Below are 23,877 nucleotides of genomic sequence, written 5' to 3'. Positions count from 1 at the left end.
GGATCAGACTGTCAATGAGATCGTTAGAACACTCATTGCTGGCACCCGCAAGCTGACTTTGTTCTCTTTAACATCGTAAGCGGTGAAGTCTTGGATCACCACATCTTCAGGATGATCAAAATCATTGTGTGCGTTCATTTTGTCCCCCACGATATAACGAGCTTCTTTCACTTCATTGATCGCTGTTTCCAGGGAGAAGGATAATTCTTCCGTGCCTTGGGTAGCAAAATTACAAACCGATAGATGGATCGTATCCTCTTTTTTCGAAATCGTATACGTAATGGTATCACTGCTAGTTCCATGGCTATCAACGGTTTCAGCATCTTGATGGACTTTGTACAAATCAAAGACATGATAGCTTGGGGTTTTCACCATTTGTTCGCCATCTGTCAAAATCATCGCTTGCAGGACGTTGACGGTTTGTGCGATATTTGCCATATGCACTCGCTTGGCATGTTTATGGAAAATATTCAAGGTGATCGCTGCGACCATGGCATCACGAATCGTATTTTGTTGGTATAAGAAGCCTGGATTCGTCCCAGGTTCTGCTGAGAACCAAGTGCCCCATTCATCAACAATGATTCCCACACGCTGTTCTGGGTCATACTGGTCCATGATCGCGCTGTGGCGGGTCAATAATTCATCCATGTAGGCTGCTTTTTCACAGGTCACTTGCCACTCTGCCTCATCAAATTCCAAGGCGCTCCCTTTTTCTTCCCAGCCCTGCGGATGAACGTAGTAGTGCAAGCTTAGGCCGTCCATCAACCAATGGGCGTTTTTCATCAGCGTTTCTGTCCAATGATAGTCTGCGACATTCGCTCCGCCAGCAACTTTGTAGATTTTTTTGTCACCGTATTGGCGGACATAGGTTTGATAGCGGCGATACAGATCCGCATAATACTCTGGCCGCATATTGCCGCCGCAGCCCCAGTTTTCGTTTCCTACGCCAAAGAATTTCATTTCCCACGCATCTTCATGGCCATTTTCTCTGCGAAGATCAGCCATCGGAGAAATGCCATCCATCGTGATGTATTCCACCCATTCCGACATTTCTTGCACCGTTCCGCTGCCGACATTGCCGTTGACATACGCGTCACATTCCAGCTGCTTGATCAATTCAAAAAATTCATGGGTCCCGAAATGATTGTTTTCAGTCACGCCGCCCCAGTGAGTGTTGACCATCGTTTTGCGGTTTTCTTTAGGACCAATCCCGTCTTTCCAATGGTATTCATCGGCGAAGCAGCCGCCTGGCCAACGCAGCACAGGGATTTGAATGTTTTTCAGTGCTTCAACCACATCGATCCGCATCCCATTTTTATTTGGGATCTGCGAATCTTCTCCAACGTATAATCCTTCATAGATACAACGGCCTAGATGCTCTGCAAAATGACCGTAGATATATTTGCTGATCGTTGTTCCTGATTTTGTGTTTTGAATGTTAATCGTCATTGTTATACTCCTATTCTTTGATTCCCCAAATGGACTCATTATTATCGCCAATCGTTGAGAACGTTAATTTTTGCTGCTCAAATTCTGTTATTTCCTGAGTTAATAAAATTCCTTTGAAGGTCGCTTCTTCAAAAGTCAATGCCAAGTATCCCGCATCGTACGTCCAAGTTCCGGTCAGGTCACCAGTAACGCTTCCATCTTTTTGAAGCTCGATCGTCTGCGTTTTTAGCATGGTCGTTCCATTGTCGGTACCATGGTTAATGATTTCATAGCGCCCGATAATGTCATCTTCTGTCAAAGCATCCGCTACTTGTTCATTGCCTCGATACTCGTAGGGTGCTGGAACTGGCCAGCCTTCCTCATTCATATACATTCTGTTGACCCGCACTTCATGGGCTTCGGTTCCATTGTTAAAGCGCGTATGGTACACCAAGGACCACTGACCATTTTCATCGATGATCGCCGAATTGTGTCCCGCTGCTCGATACCCCATTTGTTGAAACGAGAATTGGTAGTTTCCAATCAATTTGATGCCGTAGTTTGAATTTTGGTCCCCTTGTTCTAAGATTGGGCTATTTCCTTGGGCATCAAGGTAAGGTCCTTCTGGTTTTTCAGCGCGAAACAGTCGCATATTGTAACCACCTTTTGCTGCTAAACCACCGTAAGTGACGAATAGGTAATAATAATCGGTTTCCTCATCATATACAATATAGGGACCTTCTCCTGATTGATGATAGCCGCCAAAAAGCTTGATCCCGAAATAGCGATCAATGATACGCCCATCTTCCGTCGTGCTATCTTCCCCAGGATACATTGGTTTTCCAGTGGCTGGATCAACTTCCAATAAAAAGATACCGCCAGACCAAGAACCATAGGTCATCCATAGTTTCCCTTCTTCATCATAAAACAACGCTGGATCAATGGCGTTTGGCGCATAATCGGTGTTATACGTCAGACCATCTTCGATCGCCCAGTTTTCACTGAACCCACTGATTTTCCCCTCTTTGATCAATTTGGCCAAATGGGTATTTTGATAGTTGGTATTGCGTTCACTACCATCTGTCGAATCTTTTTCTGTAAAGCCAGAATAGATCACGGTATCCGCATAGCTATAGGGTCCTTCGATCGTTTTAGCTACGGCCAATCCAATCGCTGAACGCCGCCAAGTAGAACTAGCTGAGTAGTAGAGCATGTAGGCTCCTTTGTCTCCATTTGACCATTCATAATCAGCATTCCAAATGACATCTGGTGCCCAAAGGCTGTAACCACCTTGTGAATCGGCATCATCATAGCCTGCCCATTCAAAAGTCTCAGCTAGATTTTCTTTTGTGTTACCATAGATCATATTGTCTTCCATTGATTCATATTCGTGAGTGAAAGGCACTTCCCAAGTTTGTAAATCTTCTGTTTTCGCTTGGGCGAGATGCGAACCAAATACGTAAAATAGCTCTTGGTCACCAACATGAATAGAAGTAATCGATGGGTCATGAATCGACACTCGATTTTTTGTCGTTGTTTCCCACTCCTTTTGTGAAAGTTGCTCAGCAGCATCTCCTGTTTGACAGCCAGCAAGAAATAAACTAGTAAAAAAAACGGACATGGTTAAACAGAGCATTTTTCTTTTTGTATTCATTTTTTCCCTCTCTTTTATCTATCCTTTGACTACACCGGGTTCGCCAAAATCAGGTAATCCATTTTTTTTCCAAGTAAACGGTTGGACATACGCATGTCGATTGGGATTTTCTAAAGGATTACTGTAATCATTTTTTTCTGGTCTTGCATGATACACTAAGATCTCTTGTTTCCCCTCCTCATCGACTGTAAAGGAGTTATGTCCTGGTCCGTATAGGGAATTTTGTTCAGAACTGGAAAAGACTGGTTCCTTCAACTTATGCCAAGAATACCCATTCAATAAATCACTATCCTCATCTGCCCACAACAGTCCCATCGCGTAGTTTTCATCCGTCGCACTGGCTGAATAAGTAATGATCACTTTTCCATTTCTAATCAAAGCAGCTGGTGCCTCGTTCACTTTGAAGCCAATTTTTTCCCATTCATAATAAGGAATGCTCAGCAGAATCTGCTTTCCTTTCAATGTCCAAGGATTTTCCATCTCTGATAAATAAAGATTGGAATTGCCTGGAATGTTTGGATCTGCTTGTGCCCAGACATAATACAATCGGTTCCTGTGTTCGAATACCGTAGCATCTAAACTGAAACTCTCAAATTGCGTCTTGATCTGTCCTTTTTCTACCCACTCGCCTGCAAAGGGATCTTCATTCGCATTTTCGATCGCAAACATCCGATGATGATGCTGATCATTTCTGACTTCTCCATGATCTGCAGCAGCAAAATAGATGTACCATTTCCCTTGAATAAAATGAATCTCTGGTGCCCAAATCAGTTCACTCATGGGGCCTTCGGCATGAGCCGTCCAGATGACTTTTACTTCACCGTCAGCCAGTCCTTTCAAGGTTTTCGCACGCCTTAATTCGATTTCCTGATACCCTGGTTTTGATCCAGTGAAGTAATAATATCCATCGGTATGCTTGTATATCCATGGGTCTGCACGTTCTAATACAATCGGTTCCAAATAATTTTCTGCCATAAATTCTACACCTTCTTAAATAATTCCATTTTCCGTTTTTAGTATTTTTATTGCTTTGTTTTTAGACATATACATCGTCGTAGCTAGTAAATAGAGGACGACACCGATCACATCATAGATGATCAAATGGATGATGACACAGGCGATCATCCAACGTATCGTTCCTTTGTTTATTTGTTTGTCTCGCATATTCTTCGCGTTGATCCAACTGATAACGCCCATCAAAATCGTCGCTAACGCAACGATCATAACTACCTTCGATATCATTCCTACCAGACTTGACTGCAAGTATTCATACTGATTTTGATTTTGAAATGCTGCGATCCCTTGTTCTTCAAACCAAGGATAATACCCAAACATCGTTACAAGACCAATACAGACATCCCAGACCGCACTGGCACGTAGTAAATTTCTTTCCAATTTTCGATTCATGATCTTCACTATCCTTTTATTCCTGCATTTAAGTTCATAGATTCAATGAAGTATTTTTGAGCAAATAGAAACAGCATGACGGTGGGAATGATCGCAATCAATGCCGAGCCCATCAATTGACCAATCATTCGGTAGTTGCCATAAATGTCTTGTAGTAATAGCAAACCGGCTGTGATCGGCATTTTACTAACATCCGTATACACGATCACTGGCCATAAGAAATCATTCCATGAACCTGTGAAAGAAAAGAGGCCTGCAACGATCAACACAGGTTTGATCAAAGGAACGATGATCTCTGCAAAAATTGTAAATTCATCTGCACCATCCATTCGTGCTGACTCGTCAAATTCAAGCGGGATACCTTTCATAAACTGTCGCACAAGAAAGATATTTCCCATCCCTGCTAAGCCTGGAATGATCATGGCAAGAGAAGAGTTGACCCAGCCGAAGGTTTCAATGATTTTGTAAGACGGAATCAAATTCACTACACCGGGAAACATCGAGATCCCCATCAAAAGATAAAAGATACGATCACGGTATTTAAACCGCATTCTGCCATAGCCATAAGCGGTCACTGAAACAACGATCACAACTAAAACAGTGTGCGTGACTGCGATAAACATTGAATTCCATAACCACTGCATAATTGGTGCAGTAGACGTATTAGTCAAAATCGCTACATAGTTATCTAATATCCAGTTTACGGGTAATAAACGAAACCCAGTGGAGACGATTTCGGTTTGAGAACGAAAAGAAGTGGCGAAGCTAAAAATCAATGGAATAACCCAGATGATACATAAAACGATCAGAAACAAATATGCGATGACCATACTAGGTATATGTTTCTTTTGTGTATTCATTTTTTTGCCCCCTTAAGTATTGCTTCTATCTAAAAGAAAATATTGAAATACGGACACACACATAATGATCAATCCTAAGATGACTGCCATTGCCGAAGCCATTCCTGCAATTGATTCTCCTTGACTAAAAGCCAGTGAGCGGATATACATCATCAATACAGTCGTGCTTTGGTTTGGACCTCCACCTGTCATCATCAAAGGCTGTGCAAAGACATTAAATGCTCCAGCAGTTGTCATCACGATCGTATATAACAGTGGAAAGCGAATAGATGGCAAGGTCACATTCAAGAATTTTTGGAATGCTCCCGCTCCGTCGATCTCTGCCGCTTCATAAAGGTCTTCATTGACACCCGCTAAAGCTGAGCGATAAATGATCATGTTACCACCGATTGCTCCCCAAATGCTGACAACAAAAATTAAGATCCAAGCATAGGGTTGTCGCGAAGCCCAAGAGAAATCGAACCCAAAAATATTATTGACGGCACCTAATCGAGAGTGGAAAATCAATGACCAAATCAAAGAACCTGCTGAAACAGAGATAAGACCTGGAATATATAGAATTGCTTGAAAAAGTCCTTTCAGCTTCACTTTTTTATGTTGCAATGCAGCTGCAATCATCAGTGGAATGATGATTTGTAACGGCACCATGATCAAAACGAAAATAAAGGTATTTTTCAAACCATTCCAAAATTGGGTATAGAACGTCGAGGAACTATCAAACAATAATGTTTTATAGTTGTTAAAACCGACCCAGACTGGATCAGAGATCAAATTCCATTGCGTAAATGAAGCATAAATACCATAGATCGTTGGAATACATACAAAAATAATAAAGAGTACCATGTGTGGTCCAATGAATGCGATCGATGCCCAGTTAATGCTCTTTTTTTTCATTCCTTTCATTCCCTTCTAAAAATTGGAAAAGGGGATAGAATTATCCCCCCTTCACTTATCTAGCTACTTCTGCAATCTTATCTTCGACATATTGTTGCATCGTTTCTAATCCTTCATCCATATCTAATTCACCGTAAGCGATATCTGTACTATAAACATCTAATGCTTCTAAGACATAAGAGAAATAAACGTAGTCAAAGATGTAAAGTGTTTCTTCTTCCTCTGGTGTAGAAGTAAAGAATGATTGTGGGTATTGTTGGTAATCATCACTTTCTAAAATATCTTTACTTGCAACGATTTGACCGGCTTTTGCCCATTCGATCGAGTTTGTACGAACAAATTCTAAAAATTGTGCGATTACTTCTTCTTTTTCTTCTGTTCTGCTTTCACTCTTCAACATGCCAAACATATGAGAAGCTGCTCGGTTGGTTGCGATGTCATCTGAAGTCGAATAAATATTTGTTACACCCCAATTCAAGCCCTCAACCGCATCATGAGCGGTAGAAGTCCAAGTACCATCTGTTGATAAGAGTACGTTTCCGCCTTGGAACATCAAATACCCATCTTCTCCATAAGGTGTCATCAGGCCTGCATCTGTTAACGCTTTAATTCTTTCTAACGCTTCTTTCATTTCTGGCGTATTCACCGTCGGGTTCCCAGCATCGTCTGAAATCGCGCCGCCTAAGTTACGGATTTGCGCTAAGATAACCCAAGAAAGTAACGCATTATTTACGACATAATCGCCTTCTTCCATCTGCCCTGCTAATGACATCATTTCATCAAACGTCACGATGTTATCGTCTAACCAAGAAGTGACATTGTATTTTTCTAAAAGATCTTGATTGTAATACATGGCACTGGCATGGATATCTAATGGGATCGTATATTGAGTATCGCCGATTTTCCCTGCATTCCACGCCGTATCTAAATAATTGCTTTCTTCTAACTCAGGTTGATAAGAAACCAGACGATCAACCGGATCAATAATATCGGAATTGACAAATTCCTCTACTTTATAAGAATGCATCAAAGTCAAATCTGGAATCCCACTTTTAGAACTTACAACCGTACTTAATTTAGTGTACATATCAGACGTGATCACATGATTGATTGTATAATCGGAACCTGATTGTTCATTGAATTCATTTACGATCTGATCCATATAAGCGCCATCATCACCAGTAAGGGGTGACCAAAAATTAATCGTGTATTTTTCTTTTTCCGCTGCCTGATAACGATTAAAACCAATAAGGGCAACTGCAACGACTGCAACTAAAGCACCAATAATAATAAGTTTCTTCTTCATGTTTTTCCCTCTTTCATAGAAATTGAATTTTGGTCTTTGAAGCCGAACACGCCTATCCTCCTTCTCTTATTTGCTATCCCAGCATTTATAATTGCATTATTCATTTCTAGCGTTTGCAAACACTTTCAATTTACAAATAAATCATAACTTGATTTGTAATCGCTGTCAACAATATTTTGATTAATTTATTTAGGATAATATCTATATTAATTAATAAATATATTAATAACTAGCGAAATAAACAACGCTATTTACACAAATTAGCAAATATGTTAACATTCAAGTAAATCAAACAGTTTAAGCGGAGGTGACACGATGCAATTAGAAATCAATCAAGAAGCATTGCCTGTCTATGAGGCACTTGCCAGTAACGTGCGAATCAAAATCATTCAATTGCTGGCTAAAAACAAGATGAATGTCAAAGAGTTGGCACAGGAGTTGGGCTTAAGCAGCGCTATCATTACGATGCACATCAAAAAATTAGAAGAAGCCAAAATCATCAAAACAGAGCGTGTGGGACAAAAAAAGATTTCCAGTTTGAGAGTGGATCATATCGATATCAACTTTCCTGAGAAAATCTTTAATGCCTTTGATACGAAAGAAACGGCGATACCGATCGGTCATTATACAAATTATTCGGTAGAACCAACGTGCGGGCTTGCTACTTCAGCTGATTTTGTGGGAATGGTGGATGAACCGAAGTTTTTCATGGATCCCCGACGAATGGATGCCCGCATCTTGTGGTTTACGAAAGGATTTGTTGAATACCAATCGCCAAACTTCTTAGCAAGAGAAGAAAAACTTGAAATGATGGAGATTTCAATGGAAGTTTCGTCTGAATTTCCTTTTTCCAATAACAACTGGCCGTCAGACATCACCTTCAGCTTAAATGGTGTGGAGCTTGGTACATGGACTAGCCCAGGGGATTTTGCAGATATTCGCGGCAAGTATACACCGGATTGGTATCCAGACAATCTCAATCAGTACGGGTTATTGAAGACGATCCGCATCATGGATCACGGAACCTACATGGAAGGTGTTCCTCTTTCCGACATTACGATCAAGGATATACCTGCCTACGAAGATACGTGGCACTTAAAAGTGGAAGTCAAAGAAGATGCCGAGCATGTCGGCGGTTGTACCCTCTTTGGCAAGGGGTTTGGGAATTACGATCAGGATATCAAACTGAAAATGTTTTATAGCTAAAAAAAAAACGCTAGTCTTAGCGGCTGCCCCAAACATTTCTTTTGGGAATCAGGTCGCTAAACTAGCGTTTTTGTTATTTCTTCAAATGGTAACTGTACGTACTTACAATGATGTTCTCACGCCAAGAGAGTCTGAAACGCAAGCGCAGGCTTGTTTGGTTGTGCAAAATATTTTGCCAGCGACGTCTTGGGACAAACTGTGGAATGATGACGGTCGTTGTGTAATTGTGTTTGGCTGCATTGCGGCTGACTAGATCCACATAACGCAAGATGGGATTTTCAATCGAACGATACGAAGAATGAACGACGGAGAAACGCACGTCTGGGAATTTTTGCTTAAATTCTTGTTCGATCTCTTTTTCTTTCTTCACATCTTCATCCAACGAGACGTGCATCGCCACGACATAATCACCAATCGATTGGGCATAGTTCAATGCGCCGATATTTACTCGGGTAACATTTCCGACGAGAACGATCACGGTATTTCCTTCATAAACATGCAGTGCTTCTTGTTTTTCCAATCGCAGCTGTTCTGCGACTTTTTTATAATGATCATGGATCTTGTAAAAGATATACAAGAGGATCGGCATGATAATGAAGAATGGCCAAATATCGCCTAAGCGATACACGAACAAGATGGCAATGATCGCAAAAGAAATCAAAGCCCCAATGATGTTGGCGATCGATTTAAAGAACCAGCCTTTGCCTTCTTTTTTCCATTTGACGACCATTCCGCTTTGGGATAGTGCAAAAGGAATGAATACCCCGATGGAATACAACGGAATCAAACGCTCGGTCGATCCTTGGAAGATAAACAATAGGACGATGGAACCAGCAGCTAAGGTGATGATCCCGTTTGAGTAGCCGAGACGATCCCCACGGTCTTGATACATGTGTGGCATATATTTGTCTTTGGCTAAGTTATACGCCAACACGGGGAAGGCGGAAAATCCTGTATTTGCGGCAACTGCTAAAATCAGCGCTGTGGCAAATTGCAAAACGTAGTACATAAACCCATGACCAAAAACAGCAGAGCCGATTTGAGATAGGACGGTCACTTCTGCTTCTGGTACGATACCGTACCAATAGTTGATAAAAGTGATACCGACGAAGAAGAACCCTAAGATCGCAGCCATGATCGTCAAGGTCGCAGCTGCATTTTTCGCCCGTGGTTTTTTGAAAAATGGCACCGCGTTACTGATCGCTTCGACCCCCGTCAAAGAAGAGGAACCTGATGAGAAAGCCCGTAAGATCAAGGCTACGGATACCCCAGGTACGACAGCTCCTGGCAGTGCGGTTGCATTCAACGGTTGCGCACCAGTTACGATGTTGTACAAGCCGACCACGATCAAGACTGTGATCACTGCGATAAAGGTGTAGACAGGAATCATTAAGAAGCTAGCTGATTCTCGCAGCCCTCGCAGATTCATCATCATGATCAAGAGCACGATCACGACAGAAATCGCCACTTGATGGCCGAACAACGCTGGCACAGCAGAAGTGATGGCTTCTGCCCCTGCTGAGACGGATACTGCTACTGTCAGCATATAATCGATCAACAGTGAGCCGCCGGCAATCAGGCCCGCATTTTTCCCTAAATTTTCACTACTTACTACATACGCCCCACCACCGTGAGGGTATGCATGAATGATCTGACGGTAAGACAAGGTCAATGAAATCAAAAGAATAATAACAAAAGCAGCGATCGGTAATGAATACCAGATAGCAGCAGCGGAAAGTGCCACTAATACGACAACGATCTGCTCTGTCCCATAAGCAATCGAAGACAAAGCATCAGAAGATAGCAACGCAAGGGCCGCCGTCCGGCTCAGTTTTTGTTCATCATTCTCTGCGGATTTCAATGGACGTCCGACCAACAAACGTTTCAAATACTCCACTTTTTCTACACTCCTTTTCATGAAAAAATCCTTCGTTAAACTTGTAACGATATCCACACAAATATTGAATTATCAAGACTGTATGCTACTCTTGTAACCGCGAAAAGTCAATGAAAATCAGATGAAAAAACGACCCTTTTTCCCTCTTTTGATTATTAGAAATTTCACGTGATGGCACAAAAGCAGAAAGAACAAATGCTCTTTCTGCTTTTCGATGTTAGTGGAAGAAATGACTTTCTTTTGAAATGTCGCTTAATTTCTTCGTAGAGTTGACTAGATAAGGATACGCGTAGGTACCGACGATCCCAAAGACCAGGAACAAAATCGTTAAAATAACCAATTGTGGTACGGCATTTGGCCAATAGATCCCGCCAGCTGATTCTCTTAACAGATTGACTGCATGGGTAAATGGCAGCAGCGGATTAATGAATTGGAAGAACTTCCCAGAAACTTGGATCGGGTAGTTTCCTCCCCCACCTGAGATGGAGAGAACCAAAATGATGATGGCGATCCCTTTCCCGAGGTTGCCGAACAGTCCTGCCAGTACGTAAACGATCATCATAAAGGCGAGTCCGACGAGTAATGCGAAGAAGACACTGTACACTGGATTGTGGACATCAACGCCTAATAAAAACATATTTCCTAGGGTCACGATCAAACTTTGGGCGACTGCCATCGTCAAGAACGTCAGCATTCGTGCCACAAAGGTTTCACGTTGGGTAAAGCGTTTTTTGTCTTTCTTCTCTAAATGATACTCCGTTGTAGCGACACTTGACAACAATAATGCCCCTACCCACAAACACAATGCGGTATAAAACGGTGTGCTAGCTGAACCATTGTTGGCGATTGGATAGATTTCATTGCTTTTTAATTCCACTGGTTGTTTGAAGAAGTCGGCTTCATCGGTGGCATCAAGTTTCAATAATTTGATGACTTCCCCGAGATCGACTTCATTTTCGCCTGCTCGGATCGCATCAGCGGCTTTGTGGATGCCTGCTTTGATACTTGGCCAATCGTTATTGATCAAATCAACGGCCGCATCCAAGGCTTTTTCAACTTCTGGCAGTTTTTCATCCACCATTGCCATCGTAGAGCTGATTTCTGATTTGATGGTTGGCCAGTCGTTTTGCAAGAAGTTTACGGCCAACCCTAATTTTTCTTCGACAACTGGCAATTCGTTGTTGTATAGGTCGGCTCCTTTGTTGATGGCATTGACGATTTCATCCATGTGACCATTCAGCATCGTATTGGCATCGTGCAATTCTTGCTTGATGACAGGCAATTCTTTTTGATATTTTTCCAAAATCGTCACGGCATTGCTGACCACTGATTTGGTGGAAGACAGCAACGAGTCAAAATCGATCTCTTGGGCTTTTTTCAAGACATCTTCGGCGGTGGTGATGGTTTCGATTAGTTTGGTTAGGATGTCGTTGATGGTTTTAGTAATGGCATCAACATTAAAACTCTTAGGATCCAGAAGATCAGCAACATTTTGAGCAGCTGCGGTGACTTCACTAAGATATTGCTTAGCTGCCTTAACATCACCGCTTTGCACAGCGCTTCTAACCTTAGTTAACAATCCAGATACATTCGTCAAGTGCCCTTTTATGTCAGTTAACTGACCGATTACGCCTTGAATTTGGGCATTTTCAGCTGAGCCTTCAATATTTCCTAAAAATGCAATTAAGGCATCTAGCATACTTTGTTGTTGCTGAATACTTTGCTGCAACCCATCAATCGTTTGTAAAATTGATTCTCGATCTTGGTCCAACTGATCTTGATCGATTGAATCATTCAGTGCTTGCGACCACTTTGCTGTGGTTGTTGCCACTTGACGAATAGACTCAATCGTCACCTTCACACTGCTAGAAATACTTGGCAGGGCATCTTGCAATTGTTGCGCCCCATCTTTGGTCGCGGTGGCGAAGCTGGCGGCTTGGTCGCCTAGTTGTTCGATCTGTGGTAAAGCGGCTTGCACTTGTTCAATGACTTGCAGTCCTTGCTTGGCGGTGTCGATGCCGTCCGTCATGGTGCTGGCAATGTCATCGAAATCATCGTCGATCATCTTCAATTGTTTGCCGGCATTTTGGATCTCTGGGATCTTTTCTTGCAAGGTCAAAATGATGCTGGCTTCTTTCTTCAATGCAGGCAGCTTATCGTTTAAGCCAATCAGTTTTTCCCCCATGGCATCCACTTGTGGGATATAATCGGTGAATTCTTCGGCTTTTGCGATCTTTTCTTTGATTTCTGGAAACTTATCGTGCAAGGTGACGATCTCTTTCGTATAGCCATCGATCGTAGCCAAATTGTCATCGGTGTCTAAGATCATCGATTTGACTTTGTTGATGCTGACTAAGTTGGAATCAATGTCATAGCCGATTTCATTGAAGACTTTTATCAACGTGGAGCTGGCGGTTTCAATAAAGTTTTGTGAGATCTCTTCTTGAAGGCTGCTGGCTCCTTTATCGGTGATTTTTGGTGCGATGGCATTGATTTTTTGGTTGCTATAATACTCGATGGTCGGTTTTTCGATTTTTCCACTGGTAAAGCTGATCAGATCATCTGAAAAATCCGCTGGTAGGTAAATACCCGCGTAATATTTTCCTGACTTGACCCCTTCTACTAAGTCCTCTTTTGAATCCAAGAAGCGCCAGCCCAACTGCTTGTTTTTATGGAGGGTGTCGATGACTTCATCACCGATATCGATGTGCTTGTCTTGAAATTCTGCCCCTTTATCCGCACTGTAAACGGCGATCGGCAATTCACTGGTGTTGCCGTATGGGTCCCAGAGGGCTTTGATATTGAACCACGCATAAAGCGAGGGTAAAATCATTAAGGCAATGATCAAAAATGCAGAGATTGGATTGCTGAAAATTCGTTTCCAGTCCAGTTTATATAAATAGAAAACATTCTTTAGTTTATTCATTTTTTTCTTCCCCCACTAGTTCTTCGTCGAAGGATAATTTACCATGTTTTTCCCCTGCCGCCAACGGCTAGGATCGACCAAGAAAAGTCCTTTTGACAAATGGACGTTTTTGTCAAAATGAAACCCCTTTACTTTTTGTTTTTTTTCGCTTATTGTTAAACTTTCTTTAACTTTACCATGATGGCGAAAAACACACCACTCATATCCTTTGTTCTGTTTTTTTACAGGCCTTTCCTATACAAAAAAAGCTTCCTTTTTCTGCAATGAAAAAGGAAGCTTTTTTAGGTATTATTTCAGTTGATCCTTTGCCAATAACTCATACACATACTTCAATGAGGTAGCTTCGCCATATAATTGAAGATCTGCTTTTTCCTCTGGGGAATAGACTTGATCAAAGCTTTGATCGGGAATCAGCACGACATCGATGCCCGCACGTGTCGCGGCTGTTGCTCCCACAAGAGAATCTTCCATGACTAAAGCTTTTTCCGCTGCGACTTGCGCTTTTTCTAAAGTCAGCAAGTAAGGTGCTGGATCAGGTTTATGGGCGGAAACGTCATCGCCAAAGGTCTGATAGTCAAAGGCCTGCAACAAATCGAAATGCGCCAACAATTCAGAGGCTCTTTTTTTCATCGTCGAGGTGGCTAGTGCCGTTTGGAAGCCTTTCTCACGAGCCAAGGCGATGGTTTCTTTCGCATAGGGTTTAGTTTTGAAGGTGCCATCAGTTATTTGCTGGGCAATATAGACTTCCCGTTCTGCTCGTAATTCCTGCACCCGCTGCTGACCGCCTACGAGGTCGGCTAATTTAGTGGCAGTCTGTTGCCAGCTTTGACCACGCCAACCAAAAATATCAGCGGCTGTAATCGGAAGCTCATACTTTTTAAATAGCGCCAACCACCCATCAAAATAGACTCTTTCAGTATCGACTAACAATCCATCAAAATCAAAAATCAAAAGTTCTTTCATAAACGCTCCTTCGTTTTGCTAAGATTTTTTCCTCACTCACTGGGGATCAAGACATCTTCCGACTTTTGTCAGCAGCTGCTTGCACTGCTTTGATGACAGCCGCACGAAAGCCATTTTCTTCTAAGGTTTTAACTGCTTGGATCGTTGTGCCCCCTGGCGAGCTGACACGATCCTTTAAGACGCCTGGGTGTTCCTTCGTCTCTAGTACCATCTTCGCTGCGCCTAATACCGCTTGAGCAGCAAATTCATACGCCATCGGCCGCGGCATTCCTTCTGCCACTGCTCCATCTGCCAAAGCTTCAATGAACAAATACGTGTAGGCTGGTGAAGAACCGCTGACACCAATGACTGCATCGATCATGCTTTCTGGTACTTGCTCGGCTTTGCCTAGGCTTTCAAAAAGCTGTTTGACTTCGTTGGCTTCGGCTTCCGTCACTTGACCGTTGGGACTGATAGAAGACATGCTTTCGCCAACAAGTGCGGGGGTATTTGGCATGACCCGCACGATTTTGTGCGCACCAATGATTTCTTCCATTTGCGCGATTGTCACACCCGCGGCAATGGATACTAGCAAATGCTCCTTGGTCAAGCCGTCTTTTAAATCAGCAAGCAAGCGGGGAAAGACAAAAGGTTTAACTGCTAAGACGAGGATCTCCGCTTTTTCGGTGACATCTGCTAGCTTAGTTGTCCCAGTGATCCCGGTTTCTTTTTCTAATTGTGCCAAAGTCGGCTCGTAGCGATGGTTATAAACCAAGATCTCTGCTGGTTCATACAGGTTTGCTGCAATCAAGCCGTTGATGATGGCTTTTGCCATGTTACCGGCTCCTAAAAAGGCGATTTTTCTCATAGTTTTCACGCTCCACTTCTGATTTTGGTACCACTTTTTGCTAAAAAAGCCTAATCAATGACTAGGCTTCAAACTCGATCATATACGGATGCAAGGCGGTGTTATAGATCCCTTCTGTATATTCTACCACTTCTCCTTGTAGATCATACGAATAACGGGTTCGTTTCAAGGCAGCGACCTCTGGCGTGATCATAAACTTCTGTTGCTCTTCGGTCAAGGTCGTTGCCACGAACGCATCTTGAAAGCGATCGATGATCATTCGATGTTCATCCAATAGGCGATACAATGATTTTTCTTCAAAGACCTCGATGGAGGTACCCTTTAGCTGCTTTGGCAAATGGTACTCATAGTAAATAAAGGGTTGGTGGTCAAAATAATACATGCGACGTAAACGCATGACTTCTTTGCCCATCAAAGAATACGCGGGGTGCTCAGGCGCAAGTTCGACTAATTCATAGCTGAGGTTTTTCTTCGTGTATTCCTTGCCAGTCTTTTCAAGCAATTGGCTAAACGTCGTGCCTTTTGACAGCTTGTTATAAGGGCGATTGCTTAAAACCGTCGTCCCACGTCCGCTGCGTTTTTCCACATACTCATCTGCCGCTAACAATTCGATGGCTTTGCGGACAGTGATCTTGCTGACATTGAAGGTGGCTTCCAATTCTGTTTCCGTCGGTAAAAATGAACCAATCGGGTAGCGACCCGACATGATGTCTTCTTTGAGCTTATCGGCAACATCACGGTAAAGAATGTGTTTGCGTTTCATTGCTATCTCGCCTTTCTCTCATTGGATTGGTCTTTTTCTCCTTATTCATCAAAGGTAGGAATGTCTTCTGGTTGCGGCTCGATCAAGACTTTCCGCGGCTTGCTGCCTTCAGAAGGGCCAACGACACCTTGATCTTCTAATTCATCCACTAACCGAGCCGCTCGGTTATAGCCGATGCGAAAACGTCGCTGCAAGAGAGAAACGCTGGCGGTCTGCATTTCCACCACAAGGGCTTTGGCATCTTCGAATAGCTCATCTTGCGGTTGTCCGCTGCTGCCGGTACTCGTTTCTTCCTCAGTGACCATCATTTTTTCTTCATAATTGGCTTCTTGCTGATCGGTCACGAATTCAACCACTCGTTCGACTTCTTGGTCGGAGATAAAGGCCCCTTGGACCCGAATCGGTTTGTTCTCACCCATCGGCAGATACAGCATGTCGCCGCGTCCCAGCAGTTTTTCGGCTCCGTTCCCATCAATGATGGTCCGCGAATCGACACCGCTGGAAACCGCAAAGGCCATCCGTGATGGAACATTGGCTTTGATGATCCCTGTAATGACATCCACACTTGGTCGTTGCGTTGCTAGTATCATATGGATACCTGCTGCCCGTGCCATTTGCGCCAAACGAATGATGGCATCTTCGACTTCGTTGCTGGCAACCATCATCAAGTCGGCTAACTCATCGACGATCACTACAATGAATGGCAAGATCGGACGATTTTCGCCGTCTTCTAAATTCTTATTGATCACTAAATCGTTGTAGCCAGTAATGTTTCGGACCCCAGTTGCCGCAAATTTTTCGTAGCGCTCTTCCATTTCCTTGACCACTTTTTGCAACGCTTGCGCCGCTTTGCGGGGATTTGTCACGACAGGTGTCAAGAGATGGGGAATCCCATTATAAACATTTAATTCAACCATTTTCGGGTCGATCATCATCAGTTTGACTTCATGGGGTTTTGCCCGCATCAAAATACTGGTGATGATGCCGTTGATGGCTACGGACTTCCCGCTCCCGGTCGATCCGGCAATCAAGAGATGGGGCATTTTCGTTAAGTCTGCCGTTTGGACACGGCCAGAAATATCGCGTCCTAAAGGTACTTCTAATAGTTTATCTGGATGATCCGGTTGGGCTTCGATCACTTCTCGGAATGAAACCATGCTGACTGCACTGTTTGGAACTTCGATCCCAATCAATGATTTCCCTGGGATCGGCGCTTCCATCCGCACATCTTTGGCAGCTAAAGCCAAGGCGATATCGTCGGTCAACCCGACGATTTTGCTGACTTTGACCCCTACTGCTGGTTGAACTTCGAATTTGGTTACTGCTGGTCCTAAGCTGGCTTTGACGACTTTTGCGTCAACACCGAAGCTTTGGAAGGTAGTTTCTAAGACACCGATATTTTGTTCGATCTTTTTGTACTCGCTGCTTTGATCCGTTGAAGGGATCGAATCGAGTAATTGCGCTGAAGGCAATTCATAATCACGATTTTCAGCTTCTTCCGAAATCTCAAATTCCAATACTTCACCATCATCATCAAGGATCTCCCCGTCTTCATTGACCTTTTTGCTTGGTCCTGGTTTGTTTCCTGCTGGATGTGGTGCTTGAGCGGCTTCTGGTCCCGCCGCTTGCGGCAATTCCTGGAAGTGGTCGATGGGTACAAAGCTCAACTGCTCTGGTTCAAAATCATCTGGCGCTTGCATCTGCTGTTCTTTTGCTGATTTTTCGTCTTCTGTCATTGGTCGCACTTGATTCTTTTCTTTGATCTCCGCCATGACTGCTGCTCGTTCGGCTTCTTTTTTGGCTTCTTTCGCCGCTTGTTTCTCTGCTGCTCGTTCCGCTTTGCGGGCTTCTCGTTCGGCTTGCTTTTCTGGAGAGCCTTCTAACAACCGCTGCAGCTTGTCACCAGCTACTTGCAGGTGCTCCACTAACTCGTGGCTGCTCATTTGGCTGAACAAGAACGCCCCGATCAGCATGAGTAAAACAGCGATGATGTAGCTGCCGATCTGGGAAACAAGAAAATAGGTCGCCCCATAAAGCATGGCGCCAATCATTCCGCCCCCGACATTTTGGGTCACTTGGCTGCGCCGGATATCGCCTAACAGCGTCATCCACGTCGTTTGAAAGATATTGGCTTGTTCTCCCACCACATTACTAAAGATTTGCGCATGGAGGATGATCAGTAAACCAAAATACACCAATACACAGCCGATCACTCGCCGAATACTCTTAAAGCGAGCATCGGTCGTTTTGATCGCTAACCAGACACCATAAGCGGCTAGGGCAACACTCAAAAATTGGTACGTGTTTCCGCCAACGATCCGAAACCCGTTGGCAATCAAGGTTCCTAAAAAACCTAAATGGAAAAAGCCAAATATCGAAAACAAGACAAAGAGCAGGCCGACGCCGACCAGCATTAATTTCTCTTGCTGTTTTTGTTGTTTTTTTGTTTTGCGTTTCTTTGCGCGTTTTTTTTGCGCCATTTCTATCCCTCTTTTCATCTTTCCCTATTATAACGAAAAAAGAAGGCGAACAAAAGTTTTCCTGTGAGAAATTTTGGTTAGCTGTTGGAATTTAAGCGAAAATTTCTTAAATGATGAAAAAAACACCAGCTGCTAAGCAGCCAGTGTATCTTGTTGACTTGTTTTAGTTTGGTGTGACGTCTTCGCCAAACCACTTCTCAGAGATTTCAGCAAAGGTGCCATTGTCTTGCAATTCTTTCAAGCCATCATTGATTTTATCTGCCATGGCTTGATCGTCTTTACGCACACCTACAGCAAAATCTTCTGCTTCAAAGGGGCTTTCGATTTCGTTGAAGTCATCGGTTTTGCCTGTTTGAGTCAAATAATATTCTGCGTAGACGCGGTCGATCAAAAGACCGTCGATCCGACCGTTTTCTAGATCGATAAAGGCTTCATTAAAGCTGGCATACAAGGTTGCGTCATTGCCGTCTACGAGATCCTTCAGAACTTTCGGTTGGTTGTTGAAGGTCTCATAACCAGAAGAACCTTCTTGGGCACCTAAGACTTTGCCCTCCATATCATCAAAGCTAGTAATGCCGCTTGCTTTTGCTGTGACCAAGACTTGTTTGTTTTCCATATAAGTATCTGTAAACAATACTTTTTCTTCACGAGCTGCGGTTTTGGTATACCCGTTCCAGATCATATCGATGGTCCCATTGCTTAATTCGGTTTCTTTCATGGACCAATCGATTGGTTGAAATTTGACTTTGGTTCCTGTTAGATCCAAAATCGCTGTGGCTAAATCCACATCAAACCCAACGATGTTGCCTTGGTCGTCTTTAAAGCCCATCGGTACGAAGGTATCGTCTAGGCCGACGATCACTTCTTCTTTGTCAGCGGCACTGGTTGTGGTGTCATTGCTGCTGCCACACGCCCCTAATAAAAATACACTTGCTGCTGCGATTCCCGTTAATAGTAATTTTTTCATTTTGTTCTCCCCCTTATTCTCCTGCTACTTTTAATAATTGATCGCCGATATTTTCGGCAAAAACCAAATCATGGGTCACCACGATCTGGGTCACTCCTTCTTTTTTCAGATCCAAGATCAGCTGTTCGACTTGCTGTCTCAAGCCTGGATCTAAGGCGCTGGTAGGCTCGTCATAGGCCAACACTTTGGGATTCATCGCCATCGCTCGTGCGATAGCCACCCGTTGCCGCTGCCCCCCAGACAATTGGAAGGGGTATTGGGCTAATAGGTCACTTAACCCTAGTTTTTCTGCCAACTGTTCGGCTTTTGCTGTATACGCGGCTTTGTCTTGTTTTAGCACCATTTTTGGTGCCAAAGTGATGTTTTCAAAAACCGACAAGTGGGGAAACAATTGGAAGTCTTGGAAGACGACACCGACGACTTGTTCTTGTTCTTTTGTGTCGGTGGGATCAAAGGCTTTGCCATCCAGTAAAAAGCTTCCAGAATCGATCGTTTCTAACCCAGCCAGTGTCCGAAGCAAGGTGGTTTTCCCACCACCGGAAGGACCGACCACCGCTAAGATACTGCCGTCTTCGATCGTCAAGTCTAGCTGATCGATGACTTTTTTGGCGCCAAATGATTTTGATACTTGTTTTAGTTCTAACATACGTGGTTCCTCCTAACGGTAATAGTCCAGTTTGGTCTCGATTTGTTTTAACAATAACGTAAAGACGCCTGTCATCACCAAGTAGATCAAGCCGACCCCAACTAACGGAAGCAAGGTACTGTCTCGCTCCATGGCGATTTTTCCGATTCGCATCACGTCTGACAATCCTAAGATGTAGACGAGGGATGTGTCTTTGACAAGATTGATGACTTCATTGCCGACAGATGGCAGGGTGATCTTGACGACTTGTGGGATGATGATTTTTTGGATCGTTTGGATCGGGGACAAACGCAAGACTTTCGCGGCTTCGTATTGTCCTGCTGGAATCGATTGGATCCCTCCACGGAAAATCTCGGCAAAATAAGCAGCGTAATTGATAATAAAGGCGATCATGGCTGCTTCAAAGCGGTCAAAGACGATCCCTAAGATCGGCAGACCGTAGAATACGAAGATCAGCTGTAGCAATAAAGGCGTTCCTCGCATCAACCATACGTAGACTTGCACGATCAATTTCAAAATACGCAGGCGACTGGCTAAAACAAAGGCCAACAAGATGCCTAAGGGAATGGACCCGATTAAGGTCAGTGCGAACAATTTAACGGTGATTCCAGTTCCTGAAATCAGTTGGGGCATAACATTGACTAAATACTCAAACATGGTGACTTCCTCCTTGATAGGTTTCAATTTCGATTAGCAGCGATACAGCTTCGCGACGGTTGGCTCCGACGCTTATGTGACGCTGGGCGTTGGCTGGTGAGGGGCAACTGGCAAGTTTCATTTTTCTAAAAAAGAAAAACAAAAAAAGCGCACACTGGCATTTGCCAGAGGACGCTTGATACGTGGTTCCACCTCAATTTGCCTTTCCTTCACAGGAAAAGGCCTCGTGCAGTCCTTGTGATCCTTCCACTTTCGGTTTTCGGTGAGATGCAAAAAAAGAGAAAAAAACGTCCCCTAGCCATTACAGCTAAAGGACGTTATCAACGCGGTTCCACCTTTGTTTATCAGTGCTTCACAGCAACTGAACTCAGAAAGTCATCAATCAATGACTGCTGCTGTAACGGGCAAACCCGGTCTCTCCTACTTTTCTTTCGGAAAAACGACTCCAAGATGTGTTTCACAACCATGCGTTATCTCTTTGCACCAACCAGAGACTCTCTTCAAACAGCAAGCCTTGCTACTCTTCTTTTCGATGTCTGTTTCATTAAGTTGTGTCTTACTTTACTCGCTCTTAAAGAAAATGTCAAACATTTTTTCTGAAATTTTCGAAACTTTGTCGCATGCACCGGTTTCGAGGGGAAGATTCAGGGAAAAGAAGACGCAGCTGCTTAACCGAAGTACGCTTCAGCTAAGGCTTGTCCTTGCTTGATTTTTGCCCATTGCTGTTCAGTCGAAAGCTCATTGCCGCAGTCACAAGAGGCAAAGCCGCATTGATGAGAAAGATAAAGCCGCTCCTTAGGAATGATTTGGCTGGCTTTGTCTAATAAAGCGATCACTCGCTCTTCATCGTCTAATGTGGCGGTTTTGCTGGATAATAAGCCTAAGACAACTTCCACTTCTGGACGATCTTTCAGCGCTTCTAAAGCCGAGATATCACCAGCACGGTCATCGTCCCACTCTAGGAAAAAGCGGTCATAATGCTGATCACGCAAGAATTTTTCGGCGATCGCTTTGTAGGTACCGCTGGCTGCCGCGCGGCTTTGGTAATTGCCGCGACAATTGTGGGTCCAGACTTTTAATCCTAATTCGTGGGCGTAGTCAGCGACTTCGTTGTTGATCGCCACGAATTCATCGGCTAACGCTTCTAAGCCGTCATTGCCTTGGGTGAAGAAGCTCTTGTCATTGTCTTCGGCAAATAATTCCCATAAACAATCATCGAACTGAACGATTTCACCACCTGCTTCTCGGTATTCCTGCAAGAATTCCTTGTAGGCGTTAAGCAGCCCTTCCCGCAAGGCTTCTTTCGTTGGATACACCTGACCTTCACCAACGAGGTCGTTAAAGACAGTCAGCTCGGTAAAGGCGTGGGCAGCCCCCCAGACGGTGATTTTGACTGGCAGGTCGCCAGCTTGGCGTTTGGTTTCTTTAAACAACGTCAAGTAATGATGGTTTTTGCCAGATAATGGTTCTGTGATTCGGATGCCGATGTCTTTACGTGTCTCAAAATGTCCACCGTCCAAATCTTCAAAGGCATACCCATGATCGGAGATATAGCGCTCAACGCCTTTTAATCCCCAGAGAAAATCCAGGTGCCACATTGAGCGGCCGTGTTCGCCGTCTGTGATGACTGTGATGCCGTGTTCTTTTTGCGCTGCAATGATGTCAGCGATCGCTTTTGCTTCCGTTTCTTGGTAGCCAGGAAACGCATCATAAAACGGGTAGCGGATGTCCTCCCGATGCTCGATTTGATTTTTGTAGTCCAATAAATCTTGTGGTCGTAACAATGACCCCACAAGCTGAAATTTGTCTGTTGCCATATCCATTCCTCCTATACAAAGTTTTCAAAATTGTTAGATTTATTCTAGCAAACATCTTATACTATAGATAATACTTATAAACTTATATATTCCATAGGCAATACCTATAACATAAAAAGGAGGTTGTATCCCATGCGTATCCAGCAGCTTGAATATTTGGAAAAAATCGTAGAAACTGGCTCTTTCAATGAAGCCGCCAAACAGCTTTTCATCAGTCAGCCCTCCCTCTCTCAAGCCATGAAAGAGTTGGAAAAAGAGTATGATCTGCAGCTGTTTTACCGCAGTAAATTAGGGGTGACCTTGACCGATGATGGCCGTTCCTTTCTCAACTATGCTCGAAATGTTTTAGACCAAGTCAATCTCTTGGACGAACGCTTTCGCAAAGACAGCCATCGCAAGCATGTTTTCAGTGTTTCCGCACAACACTATGCCTTCGTCGTCCACGCCTTCGTGGAGCTGGTCAAACAGTTAGGGGAAGATGAATTTCAATTCACCTTGCGGGAGACCCAGACACAAAATGTACTGGATGATATCCAGACGTTTAAGAGCGAATTAGGGGTCATTTATCTGAATGATTTCAACACAACGGTCTTGACCCGTTTGATCCACGAAAAAGACCTGCAATTCATTCCTTTATTTGAAGCCAAACCCCACGTCTTCATCGGCCGAGAAAATCCCCTGACTCAGAAAAAAAGCATCACATTAGCTGATTTGGAACCATATACCTATTTGTCGTACGAACAAGGGGAAACCAATTCCTTCTACTTTTCTGAAGAGATCTTAAGCACTTTACAGCGCAAAAAACACATCCGCATCAGCGATCGTGCCACGATCTTCAATTTGATGGTGGGTCTCAACGGCTATACCATCAGCTCTGGGATCATCAGCAGTGAGCTGAATGATGAAAAAATCGTTGCGATCCCTTTGGAAGTCGATGATGCGATGACACTAGGTTACCTAAAACACAAGAAAATGGAACTGAGTGAGATGGCTTTGGACTATCTCGCCTTGTTGAAACAGCATATCAAAAATTACGGTTTCGACGTCTTTTAAAAAAACGATCCGCAGACAGTCGGTCGGGCTTCCTTAGTAAGGTGTCCCGACCCTGTTGCGGATCGTTTTGTTTCTTTTGTGCTTTTTTTGTTCTTAACCTGTCTTA

General features: G+C 43.6%; 19 protein-coding genes and 1 other annotated feature. Of the genes, 2 read left to right on the top strand and 17 right to left on the bottom strand.

The window, feature by feature from the left end:
• Window positions 1–3: 3 nt before the first annotated feature.
• From A5883_RS16370 to A5883_RS16340, 7 genes are read right to left on the bottom strand one after another with little or no spacing between them, the layout of a single operon-like run.
• Window positions 4–1,449, bottom strand: a complete 1,446-nt coding sequence (locus A5883_RS16370) for an alpha-N-arabinofuranosidase (RefSeq protein ID WP_086339070.1) — start codon at window positions 1,447–1,449, stop codon at window positions 4–6.
• A gap of 10 nt (window positions 1,450–1,459) precedes the next feature.
• Window positions 1,460–3,082 carry a glycoside hydrolase family 43 protein gene (locus A5883_RS16365; protein ID WP_010748729.1) on the bottom strand — a complete coding sequence of 541 codons (1,623 nt, stop codon included), beginning with the start codon at window positions 3,080–3,082 and terminating at the stop codon, window positions 1,460–1,462.
• An 18-nt stretch (window positions 3,083–3,100) separates the two neighbouring features.
• Window positions 3,101–4,057, bottom strand: coding sequence for a glycoside hydrolase family 43 protein (locus tag A5883_RS16360; protein ID WP_060792633.1), 957 nt, complete (start codon window positions 4,055–4,057; stop codon window positions 3,101–3,103).
• Window positions 4,058–4,072: 15 nt separating this feature from the next.
• Complete coding sequence (locus tag A5883_RS16355; protein WP_010748727.1) at window positions 4,073–4,489, bottom strand: hypothetical protein; 417 nt, start codon at window positions 4,487–4,489, stop codon at window positions 4,073–4,075.
• 8 nt (window positions 4,490–4,497) lie between these two features.
• Complete coding sequence (locus A5883_RS16350) at window positions 4,498–5,349, bottom strand: carbohydrate ABC transporter permease (protein ID WP_005227285.1); 852 nt, start codon at window positions 5,347–5,349, stop codon at window positions 4,498–4,500.
• Window positions 5,350–5,361: 12 nt separating this feature from the next.
• Complete coding sequence (locus A5883_RS16345) at window positions 5,362–6,252, bottom strand: carbohydrate ABC transporter permease (protein WP_005227284.1); 891 nt, start codon at window positions 6,250–6,252, stop codon at window positions 5,362–5,364.
• Window positions 6,253–6,298: 46 nt separating this feature from the next.
• Window positions 6,299–7,549: an extracellular solute-binding protein gene (locus tag A5883_RS16340; protein ID WP_005227283.1), complete on the bottom strand. Its 1,251-nt coding sequence runs from the start codon at window positions 7,547–7,549 to the stop codon at window positions 6,299–6,301.
• A 315-nt stretch (window positions 7,550–7,864) separates the two neighbouring features.
• Here A5883_RS16340 and A5883_RS16335 point away from each other — a divergent pair, with 315 nt between their 5' ends.
• Window positions 7,865–8,755, top strand: coding sequence for an ArsR/SmtB family transcription factor (locus A5883_RS16335; RefSeq protein ID WP_005227282.1), 891 nt, complete (start codon window positions 7,865–7,867; stop codon window positions 8,753–8,755).
• A 73-nt stretch (window positions 8,756–8,828) separates the two neighbouring features.
• Here A5883_RS16335 and A5883_RS16330 read toward each other — a convergent pair whose 3' ends face one another.
• From A5883_RS16330 to A5883_RS16275, 10 genes are all read right to left on the bottom strand, one after another.
• Window positions 8,829–10,652, bottom strand: coding sequence for an APC family permease (locus A5883_RS16330; protein WP_005227281.1), 1,824 nt, complete (start codon window positions 10,650–10,652; stop codon window positions 8,829–8,831).
• A gap of 217 nt (window positions 10,653–10,869) precedes the next feature.
• Window positions 10,870–13,578 (bottom strand): YhgE/Pip domain-containing protein, encoded by a 2,709-nt coding sequence (locus A5883_RS16325; protein ID WP_086339069.1) that lies wholly within the window; start codon window positions 13,576–13,578, stop codon window positions 10,870–10,872.
• Between the two features lie 288 nt (window positions 13,579–13,866).
• A complete protein-coding gene (locus tag A5883_RS16315; protein ID WP_005227279.1) occupies window positions 13,867–14,541 on the bottom strand; it encodes an HAD family hydrolase in 675 nt (224 codons plus the stop codon).
• A 46-nt stretch (window positions 14,542–14,587) separates the two neighbouring features.
• Window positions 14,588–15,388 carry a pyrroline-5-carboxylate reductase gene (proC, locus tag A5883_RS16310; protein WP_086339068.1) on the bottom strand — a complete coding sequence of 267 codons (801 nt, stop codon included), beginning with the start codon at window positions 15,386–15,388 and terminating at the stop codon, window positions 14,588–14,590.
• A gap of 61 nt (window positions 15,389–15,449) precedes the next feature.
• Complete coding sequence (locus A5883_RS16305; RefSeq protein ID WP_005232219.1) at window positions 15,450–16,151, bottom strand: GntR family transcriptional regulator; 702 nt, start codon at window positions 16,149–16,151, stop codon at window positions 15,450–15,452.
• Window positions 16,152–16,192: 41 nt separating this feature from the next.
• Complete coding sequence (locus A5883_RS16300) at window positions 16,193–18,631, bottom strand: FtsK/SpoIIIE family DNA translocase (protein ID WP_086339067.1); 2,439 nt, start codon at window positions 18,629–18,631, stop codon at window positions 16,193–16,195.
• 163 nt (window positions 18,632–18,794) lie between these two features.
• Window positions 18,795–19,598: an amino acid ABC transporter substrate-binding protein gene (locus A5883_RS16295; protein ID WP_086339066.1), complete on the bottom strand. Its 804-nt coding sequence runs from the start codon at window positions 19,596–19,598 to the stop codon at window positions 18,795–18,797.
• Window positions 19,599–19,611: 13 nt separating this feature from the next.
• Entirely contained in the window at window positions 19,612–20,244 is a 633-nt protein-coding gene (locus tag A5883_RS16290) for an amino acid ABC transporter ATP-binding protein (protein WP_005227272.1), read from the bottom strand.
• Window positions 20,245–20,256: 12 nt separating this feature from the next.
• Window positions 20,257–20,901, bottom strand: coding sequence for an amino acid ABC transporter permease (locus tag A5883_RS16285; RefSeq protein ID WP_086339065.1), 645 nt, complete (start codon window positions 20,899–20,901; stop codon window positions 20,257–20,259).
• Window positions 20,902–21,208: 307 nt separating this feature from the next.
• Window positions 21,209–21,443: a binding site (T-box leader), on the bottom strand.
• 126 nt (window positions 21,444–21,569) lie between these two features.
• Window positions 21,570–22,724 carry a cobalamin-independent methionine synthase II family protein gene (locus A5883_RS16275; protein ID WP_005227269.1) on the bottom strand — a complete coding sequence of 385 codons (1,155 nt, stop codon included), beginning with the start codon at window positions 22,722–22,724 and terminating at the stop codon, window positions 21,570–21,572.
• A 126-nt stretch (window positions 22,725–22,850) separates the two neighbouring features.
• Here A5883_RS16275 and A5883_RS16270 point away from each other — a divergent pair, with 126 nt between their 5' ends.
• Window positions 22,851–23,771, top strand: coding sequence for a LysR family transcriptional regulator (locus tag A5883_RS16270; RefSeq protein ID WP_005227268.1), 921 nt, complete (start codon window positions 22,851–22,853; stop codon window positions 23,769–23,771).
• Window positions 23,772–23,877: the final 106 nt, after the last annotated feature.

Origin of the sequence: Enterococcus sp. 5B3_DIV0040, assembly GCF_002140755.1 — a bacterium.
Taxonomy (GTDB): Bacteria; Bacillota; Bacilli; order Lactobacillales; family Enterococcaceae; genus Enterococcus_D; species Enterococcus_D casseliflavus.
Note: the sequence above shows the minus strand (reverse complement) of the source record. Positions and strands in the feature narration are given on the sequence as shown.